This is a genomic window from Salinicola tamaricis, from assembly GCF_003006155.1.
GTDB classification, from domain to species: Bacteria; Pseudomonadota; Gammaproteobacteria; order Pseudomonadales; family Halomonadaceae; genus Salinicola; species Salinicola tamaricis.
The window spans coordinates 546,584-559,250 of sequence record NZ_CP023559.1; the positions used below are offsets into that span (position 1 = coordinate 546,584).

General features: G+C 67.6%; 14 protein-coding genes and 1 pseudogene. 13 read left to right on the forward strand and 2 right to left on the reverse strand.

Going from position 1 to position 12,667, the window contains the following annotated elements; all coding sequences use genetic code 11:
- Positions 1–124: 124 nt before the first annotated feature.
- The 9 genes and pseudogenes from deoC to CN538_RS02470 all read left to right on the forward strand — a co-directional run bounded on the left by deoC (position 125) and on the right by CN538_RS02470 (position 6,362).
- Entirely contained in the window at positions 125–967 is an 843-nt protein-coding gene (deoC, locus tag CN538_RS02435) for a deoxyribose-phosphate aldolase (protein ID WP_106418451.1), read from the forward strand.
- On the forward strand, positions 961–2,286 hold the full coding sequence (locus tag CN538_RS02440) for a thymidine phosphorylase (protein WP_422917539.1): 1,326 nt from the start codon (positions 961–963) through the stop codon (positions 2,284–2,286). Before deoC ends, CN538_RS02440 begins: the two co-directional genes overlap by 7 nt.
- Positions 2,283–3,525: pseudogene (locus CN538_RS02445) on the forward strand (phosphopentomutase). The gene CN538_RS02440 and the pseudogene CN538_RS02445 overlap by 4 nt, the downstream one beginning before the upstream one ends.
- 1 nt (position 3,526) lies before the next feature.
- Entirely contained in the window at positions 3,527–4,258 is a 732-nt protein-coding gene (deoD, locus tag CN538_RS02450) for a purine-nucleoside phosphorylase (RefSeq protein ID WP_106418452.1), read from the forward strand.
- Positions 4,251–4,685, forward strand: a complete 435-nt coding sequence (locus CN538_RS02455; protein WP_106418453.1) for a cytidine deaminase — start codon at positions 4,251–4,253, stop codon at positions 4,683–4,685. Before deoD ends, CN538_RS02455 begins: the two co-directional genes overlap by 8 nt.
- Positions 4,686–4,800: 115 nt before the next feature.
- Entirely contained in the window at positions 4,801–5,445 is a 645-nt protein-coding gene (locus tag CN538_RS02460) for a hypothetical protein (protein WP_106418454.1), read from the forward strand.
- The gene (locus CN538_RS19735) at positions 5,408–5,602 is read left to right on the forward strand and encodes a hypothetical protein (RefSeq protein ID WP_129591283.1); all 195 of its coding nucleotides are present in this window, start codon (positions 5,408–5,410) and stop codon (positions 5,600–5,602) included. Before CN538_RS02460 ends, CN538_RS19735 begins: the two co-directional genes overlap by 38 nt.
- A gap of 108 nt (positions 5,603–5,710) precedes the next feature.
- Entirely contained in the window at positions 5,711–5,965 is a 255-nt protein-coding gene (locus CN538_RS02465; RefSeq protein ID WP_106418455.1) for a J domain-containing protein, read from the forward strand.
- Positions 5,958–6,362, forward strand: a complete 405-nt coding sequence (locus CN538_RS02470) for a J domain-containing protein (protein WP_106418456.1) — start codon at positions 5,958–5,960, stop codon at positions 6,360–6,362. Before CN538_RS02465 ends, CN538_RS02470 begins: the two co-directional genes overlap by 8 nt.
- Here the strand turns inward: CN538_RS02470 and CN538_RS02475 are convergent.
- Positions 6,359–6,574 carry a DUF3820 family protein gene (locus CN538_RS02475; RefSeq protein ID WP_106418457.1) on the reverse strand — a complete coding sequence of 72 codons (216 nt, stop codon included), beginning with the start codon at positions 6,572–6,574 and terminating at the stop codon, positions 6,359–6,361. The two genes, CN538_RS02470 and CN538_RS02475, sit on opposite strands and share 4 nt — an antisense overlap.
- Before the next feature lie 219 nt (positions 6,575–6,793).
- Here CN538_RS02475 and CN538_RS02480 point away from each other — a divergent pair, with 219 nt between their 5' ends.
- The 4 genes from CN538_RS02480 to CN538_RS02495 all read left to right on the forward strand — a co-directional run bounded on the left by CN538_RS02480 (position 6,794) and on the right by CN538_RS02495 (position 12,299).
- Positions 6,794–8,368, forward strand: coding sequence for a BCCT family transporter (locus CN538_RS02480; protein ID WP_106420529.1), 1,575 nt, complete (start codon positions 6,794–6,796; stop codon positions 8,366–8,368).
- Positions 8,365–10,437: a CocE/NonD family hydrolase gene (locus tag CN538_RS02485; protein ID WP_106418458.1), complete on the forward strand. Its 2,073-nt coding sequence runs from the start codon at positions 8,365–8,367 to the stop codon at positions 10,435–10,437. Before CN538_RS02480 ends, CN538_RS02485 begins: the two co-directional genes overlap by 4 nt.
- A gap of 89 nt (positions 10,438–10,526) precedes the next feature.
- Positions 10,527–11,450 (forward strand): LysR substrate-binding domain-containing protein, encoded by a 924-nt coding sequence (locus tag CN538_RS02490; RefSeq protein WP_106418459.1) that lies wholly within the window; start codon positions 10,527–10,529, stop codon positions 11,448–11,450.
- Positions 11,451–11,540: 90 nt separating this feature from the next.
- The gene (locus CN538_RS02495; protein ID WP_207233607.1) at positions 11,541–12,299 is read left to right on the forward strand and encodes a class I SAM-dependent methyltransferase; all 759 of its coding nucleotides are present in this window, start codon (positions 11,541–11,543) and stop codon (positions 12,297–12,299) included.
- Between the two features lie 97 nt (positions 12,300–12,396).
- Here CN538_RS02495 and CN538_RS20165 read toward each other — a convergent pair whose 3' ends face one another.
- Positions 12,397–12,555, reverse strand: a complete 159-nt coding sequence (locus CN538_RS20165; protein WP_164999493.1) for a hypothetical protein — start codon at positions 12,553–12,555, stop codon at positions 12,397–12,399.
- Positions 12,556–12,667 lie beyond the last annotated feature (112 nt).

Here is a 12,667-nt window from a genome sequence, read left to right on the forward strand (position 1 = left end):
TAGCTAAGGCAAAAATTGACGAAAGAGCGGAGTTTACGAGGTGTAAATGAGCATGTTGAGTCAATTTTTAACGCCGTATGGGCGAGTGCAGGCATTTTCAGACAAAGCGTAAGGAGATAGCCGGATGAAGACGCTCCAACAGGCCGCCAGCCAGGCGCTGGCGATGATGGATCTGACCTCGCTCAACGCCGACGACGATGCCGCGCGCATCGAGGCGCTGTGCCGGCGCACGGCGACCGAGTTCGGCTCGCCGGCGGCGGTGTGCGTCTACCCTGCCTTCATCGACGCCGCCGATCGCCAGCTGCGCGAACTGGGGCTGCGCGACCGCGTACGTATCGCCACGGTGACCAATTTCCCCGATGGCAGCGTCAACGCCGAGCGCGCCGCTCGCGAGACCCGGGCGGCAGTGGTCGCCGGGGCCGACGAGGTCGATGTGGTGTTCCCCTACAAGGCGCTGATCAATGGTGACACCGCCTCCGGCCGGGCGCTGGTCAGTGCCTGCCGCGAGGCCTGCGGCGACCAGCGGCTCAAGGTGATCCTCGAGACCGGCGAGCTCGAGCGCCCCGAGCTGATCCGCCAGGCGGCAGAGATCGCCCTCGATGCCGGCGCCGACTTCCTCAAGACCTCCACCAAGACCTCCACCGGCAAGGTCGCCACCCTCGAGGCCGCCGAGATCCTGCTCATCGCGATCCGCGACAGCGGCCGCGATGTCGGCTTCAAGGCCGCCGGCGGTATTCGTACCAGCGAAGACGCCCAGGCCTACCTGGCGCTGGCCGAGCGCCTGATGGGCGCGGACTGGCTGACCCCGGCCCACTTCCGTTTCGGCGCTTCCGGGCTGCTCGACGCACTGCTCGCTACCCTCTCGGCAAGGCCGCGACGCCAGCGGACAGCGGCTACTGAATCGAGCGGAAAGAACGAGCGGAGAAGACGAGTGGTGACAACCGCCCACGAGGAGCGACGATGCTGATTCAGGAGATCATTCGACGTAAGCGCGACGGCCAGACCCTTGATCGGCGGATGCTCGATCTGGTCATGCGCGGGATCGCCGACGGCACCATCGGCGACGCCCAGATCGGCGCCTTCGCCATGGCGGTCTATCTCAATGGCATGCGCGAGGCGGAGACCACCGCGTTGACCGAAGCGGTGCGCGACTCAGGCCAGGTGCTGCGCTGGGACGATCTCGATCTCGCCGGCCCGGTGCTCGACAAGCACTCCACCGGGCGTCGGCGACCTCGTGTCGCTGGTGCTGGGCCCCTGGATCGCCGCCTGCGGCGGCCATGTGCCGATGATCTCCGGGCGCGGCCTGGGCCATACCGGCGGCACCCTGGACAAGCTGGAGTCGATCCCGGCTACGATGTCTCTCCCAGCGAAGCCACCTTCCGCACCTGGTACAGGATGTCGGCGTCGCATCATCGGCCAGACCCGTGCGCTCGCCCCGCCGACAAGCGCCTCTACGGCGTGCGCGACGTCACCGCGACGGTTGAGTCACTGCCGTTGATCGTCGCCTCGATCCTGGGCAAGAAGCTCGCCTGCGGCCTGGGTAGCCTGGTGATGGACGTCAAGGTGGGCAGCGGTGCCTTCATGCCGACCCCGGAAGCCGCCCGCGCGCTGGCCGAGGCGATCGTCGCCACCGGCTGCGCCGCCGGCACCCCCACCAGCGTGCTACTCACCGACATGAATCAGCCACTGGCCCGCTGTGCCGGCAATGCCCTGGAGGTAGCGGCGGCACTCGAGGTACTACGTGGAGAAGACCGCCACAGCCGGCTCTATCGGGTGACCCAGGCGCTGGCCAGCGAGATGCTGATCCAGTCGGGGCTGGCCAGGGATGCCCAGGACGCCGAGCGGCGCCTAGCACAGACGCTTGACAACGGCGCCGCGCTGGAGCGTTTCGGGCGTATGGTCCACGGCCTCGGCGGACCTGCCGACTTCACCCAGCGCGCCATGCACTATCTGCCCACGGCACCGGTCGTGCACGAGGTCGCCGCCCCCTGCGACGGCGTCGTGCACGCCATCGACACCCGCGCGCTGGGGCTCGCGGTGGTCGAGCTGGGCGGCGGAAGGCGCAATGCCGGTGACGCCATCGATCCACGCGTGGGGTTATCGCATATCGCCGAACTGGGCCAGACACTCAGCGCCGGCGAGCCGCTGCTGCGGGTTCACGCCGCCGATCGTGAGGCGGCCGAGGCCCTGAGCGCGCGTCTGAGCGACGCCTTTCATCTGCAGGCGGGCGCGGCCGAGATACCGCCGCTCGTCCACGCCACCCTGCGCCAGGAGGATCTGCCATGACCGCATCCGTCGCCCCCCGCCGTGCCGTGCTGCTGGTGCTCGACTCCTTCGGCATCGGCAACGCCCCCGATGCCGAGGCCTTCGGTGATGCCGGTGCCGACACCCTGGGGCATATCGCCCGCTATCGTGCCGAGGCCGGACGCCCGCTCGAACTGCCCAATCTGGCACAGCTCGGCCTCTATCACGCGCATCACCGTGCCACCGGCAGCTGGGCCGCCGGGGTGACGCCTCCGGCGGAGCCGGCCGGGGGCTGGGCCTGCGCGCGCGAGATCTCCTCCGGCAAGGACACCCCCTCCGGCCACTGGGAGATCGCCGGCGTGCCGGCACTGTTCGAGTGGGGCTATTTCCCCGAGCATGAGGAGAGCTTTCCGCCGGAGCTGCTGGCGGCGCTGATCGCGCAGGCCGAGCTGCCCGGCGTGCTCGGCAACTGCCACGCCTCCGGGGTGCCGGTGATCGAGGCCCTCGGCGCGGAACACATCGCCAGCGGCAAGCCGATCGTCTATACCTCGGCGGACTCGGTGTTCCAGATCGCCGCCCACGAGCAGCACTTCGGCCTCGACCGCCTCTACCTGACTGTGCGAGATCGCGCGCGAACTGCTGATGCCCTACAACATCGGCCGCGTCATCGCCCGGCCTTTCGTCGGCGAAACCCCGGACACCTTCGAGCGCACCGGCAACCGCCGCGACTACGCCCTCGAACCACCCACGCCCACGGTACTGCAAAAGCTCCACGACGGCGGTGGCCAGGTACTCGGCGTGGGCAAGATCGGCGATATCTACGCCCACTGCGGCATCAGCGAGGTGCGCAAGGCGCACGGTTTCGAGGCCCTGTTCGCGGCGACCCTGACGGCGATCGACGACGCCCGGGCCGCTACCGTGAACACGTTGGTGATGACCAATTTCGTCGACTTCGACACCCTCTACGGCCACCGTCGCGACCCTGAGGGCTACGCCAGCGCGCTAGAAGCCTTCGACCGCCGCCTACCCGAGCTGCTGGCCAGGCTGGCCCCCGAGGACCTGCTGATCCTCACCGCCGACCACGGCAACGACCCGACATGGCGCGGCACCGATCACACCCGCGAGCAGGTGCCGGTGCTGCTCGCCAGCGGTGGCCCCAGCGGCGACCTCGGCGCCCGCGACACCTACGCCGATATCGGCCAGACCCTGGCCGAGTTCTTCGACCTGGACGCCATGGACTACGGCACCTCACTACTGGCCGCGCGATCTTCAGGAGACTGACATGCCAACCCCGCATATCGAAGCCCGCGAGGGCGATTTCGCCAACACCGTGCTGATGCCGGGCGACCCACTGCGTGCCCAGTTCATCGCCGAGACCTTTCTCGACGACGTCGTCTGCGTCAACCGCGTGCGCAACATGCTCGGCTTCACCGGCACCTATCGCGGGCGCCGCATCTCGGTGATGGGCAGCGGCATGGGCATCCCCTCGCTCTCCATCTACGCCAAGGAGCTGATCACCGAGTACGGCGTCCAGCGCCTGGTGCGCGTGGGCTCCTGCGGTGCGGTGCGCGACGATGTCGGCGTCAACGATATCGTCATCGGCATGGGCGCCTGCACCGACTCCGGCGTCAACCGTACCCGTTTCGGCGGCCACGACTTCGCCGCCATCGCCGATTTCGCCCTGACCCGGCACACGGTGGATGCCGCCCGCGAGCGCGGCACTCGGGTAAAGGTGGGCAATCTGTTCTCGGCGGACCTGTTCTACACCCCGAACGACGCCTTCTTCCATACCCTGCAGCGCCACGGCATCCTCGGGGTGGAGATGGAAGCCGCCGGGCTCTACGGCGTCTGCGCCGAGTTCAGCGCCCGCGCGCTGACCGTGTGCACCGTCTCCGACCATATCCTCAAACACGAAGCACTCGACGCCCAGACCCGCCAGACCGGGTTCGCCGAGATGATTGCGATCACCCTGGAAGGGCTCCTGCGCGACGACCAGGAACCGAGCCATGACTGAGCCCAGCGACATTGCGGTCCCCGAGAGCATTCGCCAGGCCGCACTCGCGGTGCGTGCCAATGCCTATGTGCCCTACTCCGCCCACCCGGTGGGGGCGGTCCTGGTCGGCGCCAGCGGCCAAACCTACGTCGGCTGCAACGTCGAGAGTGCCAACTACAAGGGGCTGTGCGCCGAGGCCAGCGCCATCGCCGCACTGGTCTCCAACGGCGAGCAGCGTATCCGCGAGATCTACGTGATCGGCCCCGGCGAGCACCTGTGCACGCCCTGCGGCGACTGCCGTCAGCGCATCCGCGAATTCGCCACCCCCGAGACCACGATCGTGGTCCTCGACGGCGACGGCCAGCCACTCAAGCGCTACACCATGGACACACTGCTGCCCGACTCCTTCGGCCCCGAGAACCTCGCCAAGCGCTCGGGCATGCGCTGAGGCGCCGCGGCGATAGAACGCGGCTTGCTGGGCTGACGTCGGGGGGGCGATTTGGGTATACTCGGCGACAAACAACAGCTAACCGATGCGCCGCATCGGCTCATGCGGAACGCCCATGGTCGCCACCGGCTTCTCAGCCTTCGAGTCGCTGCTCGTCAAGAGCCCCCATCAGCGTGAGAGCGCCGAGCTCTTGCTGTGCTGGGTGTTTGCCAACAAGCACGTCCCGCTCGATGAAGACCGCCGCTATCTCGAGCGTCTGGCCGCACGCGCCCATCATCGCCGCGACCTCGAAACGCTGCTGGCAGCCGCCAGGCGACAGGATCTGGGCGACGTTCAGCTCGCCGCCGAGGTGCTGACCAAGGAGCAGTCCGGGCCGATCATCGCCTTTCTACGCCGGGCGGTGGTTGTCGCCACCAGTGACGGCGCGCTGAGTCTGCGCAACCACCATATCCTGCGTTTTCTGGCCGATCTCTGCGAGGTGTCGCCGGACACCCTGCGCGCGCTCTACCGCGAGGTCACCGGGCGCGCCCTGGCCGCGCCCGAGGATCTCAGCCACCGCAGCCACTGGCAGCCGCCGAGCCGGAAGCCGAAGACACCGCAGAGACCGAAACCGGCGACACCGGCTCGACCCAGGCGCACGCCGGTGAGCCTCGCGCCTCCTGGCGGGACCGGGTCCGGCGCCTGGCCGAGAACCAGTGGCGTGAGCACAAGCAGCAGCAACAGTGGCGACGCCAGCAGGCCCAGCAGGCCGCGAACGTGAGCAGCAGCGCGAGGCCGCCGCACAGGCCGAGCGCGAACGCCGCGCACAGGCCCACGCCAAGCGCCAGGCCGAGGCACAAGACCAGCAGCGTGAACAGGCACGGCGCCAGGCCGAGGCGGAAGCCCTGCGCCCGCGAACAGGCTCAGCGCCAGCGTGAAGACGCCGCACAGCGTCAACGCCAGGAGCAGCAGAAGCGCCAGTACCAGGAACGCCAGAGCGAGAGCGCGCCAGGAGCAGGAAAGTCAGCACCAGAGCAACAGCGCCAGTGGCAGCGCGAGCAGAGCCGGCAGCGCCAGCGCGCGGTTTCGACGCGCCCTCCTACCCCATCCGCCGCGCGCTGATCGAACTGGAGCTGGATGCCAACGCCTCACCGCGAGAGATCAAGCTCGCCTATCGGCGCCTGGCCCAGCGCCACCATCCCGACCGTTTCCATGGCCAGAGCGAGTGGCGGATCACCCTCGCCTCACAGCGCTTCCAGCGCATCAAGAACGCCTACGACCTGTTGATGCAGCATGCGTGATCTCTATCTACGACTCGGCATCCCACCCACCGCCACCGCGGAGGAGATCGAGCGCGCCATCCGCCACTGTGCCAATCAGTCGCTCAAGGCGGATGCCCAGGCCGCACTGGGCTCCCCTGAACGCCGCGCCGAATACGACGACATGCACCAGCTGCTGGGCGATATCGGTCGCCTGCGCGCCGGCCTGGGGCTGACCCACGCCCCGCATTGGCACGGCGACGCCGCCAACGACTTCTCGCCGCCCGGCGCGCCCACCACCCGCCACGCGCAGTTGACCCGCAAGCTCGATGTCGCCCTGCAACACTATCAGCGTCGCCGGCCCCGCCGCCTGTGGCTCACTGCCGCGATCACCGTGGGCCTGGTGGTGGCCCATCTACTTGGCCGGCTACTGGCTTAACCGCGGCGGCGCAGCGGTTCGAGCAGATCGCTGAGACCGTTGTGGTCGATCTCGTGCATCAGCGCCAGAAGCTGGCCGATCTCCCCGCGGGGAAAACCTTCGCGGGCGAACCAGGCCAGATAGGGGCCCGGCAGATCGGCGATCAGACGGCCTTCGTACTTGCCGAATGGCATGCGCATGCTCACCAGTTTTTTCAGATCCTCGGGCTCCATCGCCGCTCCTGTGTCGGTCCACGTTCGTTCGTATGCGCGGCCCATCCTACCGGGATCGTCTCGCGGCTGCCTGCCCGCTGGCTCGGCATGCGCTAGACGCATACCCCCATGCCTAGAAGCCCTTGAACCGAGGCCAGTAGAAGCAGTTAGGGTATATCCACATGACGACAGCGCATGTTGCGCGCTGCCGCCACACGATAACGATAACCGGAGATGGGTATGCAAACCTCGCTGCGGCCGCTGGTGTTCTGGCCGACCTTCCTGATCCTGCTGGGCGCCGTAGTCGCCAGCTATGTCGATCTCGACGCCTTCCTGGCCACCGCCAGCGCACTCAACGCCGCGGTGCTCGACAACTTCTCGTGGCTGTTCAGCCTGGGCAGTCTCTATCTGCTGATCATGGCGCTGATCGTCTACTTCTCGCCCCTCGGCCGCGTGCGCATCGGCGGCGCCGAGGCCACCCCGCTGCTCTCGCCGCTGCGCTGGTTTTCGATCACCCTGTGCACCACCCTGGCGGTGGGGGTGCTGTTCTGGACCACCGCCGAGCCGCTCTATCACTATATGGGGCCACCGGCGTCCTCCGGCATCGAGGCCGGCTCCAGTGACGCCATGCTGTTCGCCATGTCGACCCTGTTCCTGCACTGGTCCTTCACCCCTTATGCAATCTACGCCGTACCGGCGCTGATCTTTGCCCTGGCTTTCTACAACTTGCGCCTGCGTTTCTCGATCTCGAGCATGCTGGAGCCACTGTTCGGGCCGCGGGTTAAGCGCTTCGCCGGGCTGATCGATGCGGTATCGCTGTATGCCCTGGTCGCCGGCATGGCGTCCTCGCTGGGCACCGGCGCCCTGACCCTGGCCGGTGGCGTGGGCCAGTACCTGGGTGGCGAGACCAGCCCGCTGCGCCTGGGCGTGATCATCGCCGTCATCGTGGTTACCTTCGTGCTCTCCGCCGCCAGTGGCCTGCAGAAGGGCATTGCCCGGCTGTCGTCGCTGAATGCGGCGCTGCTGCTGATACTCGGCGCCTTCGTGTTCGTGGTCGGCCCCACGGTCTTCTGTCTGGCCTTGGGGGTGGAGTCGTTCGGCGTCTATCTCGACAACTTCTTCACCAAGAGCCTGTTCACCGGCGCCGCGGGCAACGATCAGTGGCCGCAATGGTGGTCGATCTTCTACTGGGCGGTGTGGTTCGCCTGGGCACCGGTGGCGGCGCTGTTCCTGGGCAAGATCTCGCGCGGCTACACGGTGCGCCAGTTCCTGCGCGTGAATCTGCTCTACCCGGCGCTGTTCGCCTGTGTCTGGATCCTGATCTTCTCGGGCACCGCACTCTACTTCCAGTCTCATCTGGGAGCCGGCGAGAGCGGCACCGATCTCTACGCCATCCTCGATCAGCGCGGGGTGGAAAACGTGCTCTACGAACTCTTCCGCCACCTGCCGCTCTCCCAGGTGTGGGTGCCGCTGCTGCTGTTCATCGCCTACATCTCCTACGTCACCGCCGCCGACTCGCAGACCGACGCCATCGGCAATCTCTGCACCCGCGGCCTGACCGCCGACTCCGATCTCAACGCTGGGGTCGCCATGAAGGTGATCTGGGGTGTGATCGTCGGCATCGTCTCCTGGGTCATGGTCAGTTTCGTCGGTATCGACGGCATCAAGATGCTCTCCAACCTCGGCGGGCTGCCGTCGATGCTGATCGTGCTGCTGGCCTCGGGTTCGCTGTGGGTCTGGCTCAAGCATCCCGAGCGGCTCGACGTCGTACCGACACCGTCGACTCCTTCCCGCACAGCCAAGGACAAGGCATGAAGATCAAACAGGACTTCCCACACCGCGTTCGCGAAATCGAGAATCAGTGGATCGTGCTGGCAGACGGCACGCGCCTGGCAGCCCGTATCTGGTTACCCGAAGGCGCCATCGGCACACCGGACGAAGGCGCCATCGGCATACCGGACAAAAACGCTGAGGCGTCGCCGGTGCCGGCGATCCTCGAGTACCTGCCCTACCGCAAGCGCGACGGCACCGCGGTGCGTGATGAACTCACCCACCCCTGGCTCGCCGGCCACGGCTACGCCTGTGTGCGCGTCGACATGCGCGGCAACGGTGAATCCGACGGTTTGATGGAGGACGAGTACGCGCTCCAGGAGCAGGCCGATGCGCTGGAAGTGATCGACTGGATCGCCGCGCAGCCGTGGTGCGATGGCAAGCTGGGCATGATGGGTATCTCCTGGGGGGGATTCAACAGCCTGCAGCTGGCCGCGCTCAGACCCGAACCGCTCAAGGCGATCATCACCCTGTGCTCCACCGACGACCGCTACGCCGACGATATCCACTACAAGGGCGGCAACATGCTGCTGGAGAACCTGGGCTGGGCGGCGACCATGCTGAGTTTCTCGGCTGCCGTGCCCGACCCGGCGCTGGTCGGCGAGCGCTGGCGCGAGATGTGGAAACACCGCCTCGACAACATGCCGCTACTGGCCGAGCCCTGGCTGCGTCATCAGCAGCGCGACACCTATTGGCAGCACGGCTCGATCTGCGAGAACTATGCCGACATCGAAGCTGCGGTCTACATGATCAGCGGCTGGGCGGACGCCTACGTCAACACCATTCCCCGGATGATGGAGCACCTCTCCTGCCCGAAAAAGGCGCTGCTCGGGCCATGGATGCACAAGTACCCCCACTTCGCGATCCCCGACCCGGCCATTGGCTTTCTGCAGGAGGCGCTGCGCTGGTGGGACTACTGGCTCAAGGGGATCGACACCGGGATCATGGACGAGCCGCCCTGCACCTTCTATCTGCAGGACGGCCTGCCACCGGCGCCCAAGTATCTCGAGCGTCCGGGACAGTGGGTGCAGACCAGCGCCTGGCCCGCCCCGGCGGCGGAGATCGCATGGCAGCCGCTCGTCCTCGGCGATGCCGGCCTGGCACCGGAAGGACATCTGAGCGCGGCGCGCGCGATCGCCTCGCCGCTGACCGCCGGCGCGCTGCAGGGTGAATACATTCCGCTGTGGTTCGGCGCCGACTTCCCGCCGGATCAGCGCCGCGATGACGGCCTGGCGCTGATCTTCGACTCCGCGCCCTACGCCGAGGGGCTCGATCTGCTCGGCCAGCCTAGACTGCGCGCCAGCCTGAGCAGCGCCGAGGACTGTGGCCAACTGCACGTGCGCCTGTGCGACGTGGCCCCCAACGGCGAGAGCGCGCTGATCAGCTACGCCACGCTCAATCTGGCCCTGCGCGACGATCTCGCCACGCTCACCCCGCCGGTACCCGGCGAGCGTATGGAGATCGACCTGGCGCTGGACCTGATCGGCTACCGGCTGCCCCCCGGGCATCGTCTGCGCCTGGCGCTCTCCAGCGCCAGCTTTCCGCTGGTGTGGTCGCCGCCGCGGCGCGCCGATCTCACCCTCGAGGCCGGCACGCCGACGCTGTCACTGCCGATCTGCCAGGCGCCCTACGTGCCGATGCCGTTCGAGCCGCCGGAGAGCGCGCCGCCGTGCCGGATCGAGACGCTGCGCCCGGGCCATCCAAAGCGCACCCTCAGCGAGGATATCGGCAGCGGCGAAGTGACGGTGACGGTGGAGGACGACATGGGCGATATCCGCTTCGAGGATCACGGCCTGTGCGTCGAGCAGAAGGCCCGCGAGGTCTATGTCAGCCACCCCAGCGATGCGACCCGCACCCGCGCCGACATCGAGTGGACCTACCGCGCCGGGCGCGAGTCGGGCGAGTCGCGCTTCGGCGTCGAGGTGGTCAGCCGCTATCACCTGTACTGCGACGAGACCACCTTCTACCTGAGCGCCGAGCAGATCGCCCATGAGGGCGAGACGCTGGTCAGCGAGAAGCGCTGGGCCCGCGAGATCCCGCGTCGCGCCATCTGAGTGTCCCGCTCCAGGACGTCGCGACCGACGGTGGCGTGCACCACTCGTGCTATGCTCCGGGGCCGAGAGAACTCGGTTCCGGACGCCCCATGCCCATTCGCGACGTGCTCCCCCCACTGGCCTGCCTGCGCACCTTCGAGGCGGCCGCCCGCCATTCGAGCTTCACCCAGGCCGGCAGTGAGCTGAGCCTGACCCAGAGCGCGGTCAGCCGCCAGATCAAGCGCCTCGAGACGGATCTTGGCCGGCCGCTGTTCGAACGCCAGCATGACGGCCTGCGCCTGACCCCGGCCGGCGCGCACTACTTCCGCGTGGTGCAGCGGCTGCTGCGGGAACTGCGTGACGAGACTGCGCGTCTGCGCCGGCGCGGCGACGACCGCCAGCTGACCCTGGCCTCGAGCCCGACCATCGCCTCGATCTGGCTCGCCCGTCAGCTGCCCGATTTCCAGCAGGCGCATCCCGACATCGAGATTCGAGTCCTCACCGTCGAGGACCCCTATCGGCTCGATCTGGCCGAATTCGATCTCGGCATCTACTACCACATCCCCCACGAGGTCGATCCCCCCGGACTCGAAGCCAGCCCGATCTTCGCCGAGGAGCGCGTCGCCGCGGTGTGCAGCCCGGTCTATCTGGCGCGCCACGGTGCGGTCGCCGACCCCGCCGACCTGCTCGCCCGCCACACCCTGATGGTGGTGGAGGATCACTACCGCGACTGGCTGACCTGGGAGCACTGGTATCGCTCCCTCGGCTTCGACTGGCAGCCGCCGCTGCACACCCTGCGTGCCAACAGCTTCCAGCTGCTGATGAACGCCACCCTCGCGGGCCAGGGGGTCACCCTCGGCTGGATGCTTCTGCTCGCCGCCGAGCTCGATCAGGGCAACCTGGTCCAGGCACTGCCCGAGAGCCTGCCCAGCCGTGGACGGCTGGCGCTGCTGACCCCGACCCATCGCCACCTGACCGAACCGATGCGCGCCTTTCGCGACTGGGTGCTGGAGAGTGCCGGCCCGCCCCGCTAGCGGACGCCCTTGCCAACAGCGCCACGGCCCGAACCCTGTCCTCCCCCACAGACGCCTGCCAACAAACGCACGCCCACAGAGACAACGTCAATGCCCACCCCTGTCGATTCGACCCACGCCGGCCAGGCGGTCTATACCCGTCGCAACTTGGCGCTCTACGATCTGATCGTGCTGCGACTCTCCAATCGCGGCATCTGGCGCTGCCCGACCTCGCGCCTGCTGGAGCACTATGCGCGCCACCTGAGCGCCAATCACCTCGACGTGGGCGTGGGTACCGGCTTTTTCCTCGACCGTAGCCGGTTTCCGAGTCACCAGCCGCGGCTGGCGCTGTTCGACCTCAATGCCGACTCCCTGTCACATACCGCGGCGCGGGTGAAGCGTCTGCAGCCACAGACGCGCCAACTCGACATTCTCGCCCCGATCGAAGCCCCGCCGGCACCGTTCGACTCCATCGGCGTCAACTACCTGCTGCATTGCCTGCCCGGCCCGATGACGCACAAGGCACGCGCCTTCGATCACCTCGCGCCGCTGCTGGCGCCGGGGGCAACGCTGTTCGGTGCCACTATCCTGGGCGACGGCGTCACACGCTCATCGCTGGCGCGACGATTGATGGCGTTCTACAACGCCAAGGGGATCTTCTCCAATGAGGCGGATACACCGCAGGCGCTGGAGCGCGCGCTCGCCGAGCGTTTCTCCCATCACCAGATCGAGATCGTCGGCTGCGTGGCGCTGTGTTCTCGCCCGGCGCGAGTGATCGCCAGGCAGACGCAGCGCCACGCGCGCGTATCGCGATCATGCTGCCAGCGGGCAGATCCTGCCGGGCGTGGGTCGTTAAAGCATCAGGGATAAGAGCGTCGGACACCGCAGCCAGGCGGCCTGCCGAAGAACGACCTGGAAGGAAGCGCAGACACCGGATGGTGCCACGCTATCGGGGATGGTACTTGGCTCAGGCGCGCTGGCGCGAGGCGTTCGGCGTGTCGTCTCTGACGCCGACGCGCTCTCTCGCCACGGGCGTGCTCTTGTCGCTGCGGCAAAGGCGCAGCGCGACGAAGAGCCCGAAGGCGCCGAAACCGATGGCGATCGCGAAGATGCTGAGAAGAGTCATGGTGTGCCCTGCCTGTCGGCTCGTTGCCTGGTGGCCACCGGACGCGCTCGCGCCGGCGACGATCGTTACCCTGCGTTATCGCCCGGATACAAAAAACCTTGAATCCTGACGC

What these genes read in the sequence shown, in the direction of transcription:
- deoC (WP_106418451.1), top strand. Translation starts at nt 125, where the DNA reads ATGAAGACGCTCCAACAGGCCGCCAGCCAGGCGCTGGCGATGATGGAT.
- CN538_RS02440 (WP_422917539.1), top strand. Translation starts at nt 961, where the DNA reads ATGCTGATTCAGGAGATCATTCGACGTAAGCGCGACGGCCAGACCCTT.
- deoD (WP_106418452.1), top strand. Translation starts at nt 3,527, where the DNA reads ATGCCAACCCCGCATATCGAAGCCCGCGAGGGCGATTTCGCCAACACC.
- CN538_RS02455 (WP_106418453.1), top strand. Translation starts at nt 4,251, where the DNA reads ATGACTGAGCCCAGCGACATTGCGGTCCCCGAGAGCATTCGCCAGGCC.
- CN538_RS02460 (WP_106418454.1), top strand. Translation starts at nt 4,801, where the DNA reads ATGGTCGCCACCGGCTTCTCAGCCTTCGAGTCGCTGCTCGTCAAGAGC.
- CN538_RS02470 (WP_106418456.1), top strand. Translation starts at nt 5,958, where the DNA reads ATGCGTGATCTCTATCTACGACTCGGCATCCCACCCACCGCCACCGCG.
- CN538_RS02475 (WP_106418457.1), bottom strand. Translation starts at nt 6,574, where the DNA reads ATGGAGCCCGAGGATCTGAAAAAACTGGTGAGCATGCGCATGCCATTC.
- CN538_RS02480 (WP_106420529.1), top strand. Translation starts at nt 6,794, where the DNA reads ATGCAAACCTCGCTGCGGCCGCTGGTGTTCTGGCCGACCTTCCTGATC.
- CN538_RS02485 (WP_106418458.1), top strand. Translation starts at nt 8,365, where the DNA reads ATGAAGATCAAACAGGACTTCCCACACCGCGTTCGCGAAATCGAGAAT.
- CN538_RS02490 (WP_106418459.1), top strand. Translation starts at nt 10,527, where the DNA reads ATGCCCATTCGCGACGTGCTCCCCCCACTGGCCTGCCTGCGCACCTTC.
- CN538_RS02495 (WP_207233607.1), top strand. Translation starts at nt 11,541, where the DNA reads ATGCCCACCCCTGTCGATTCGACCCACGCCGGCCAGGCGGTCTATACC.
- CN538_RS20165 (WP_164999493.1), bottom strand. Translation starts at nt 12,555, where the DNA reads ATGACTCTTCTCAGCATCTTCGCGATCGCCATCGGTTTCGGCGCCTTC.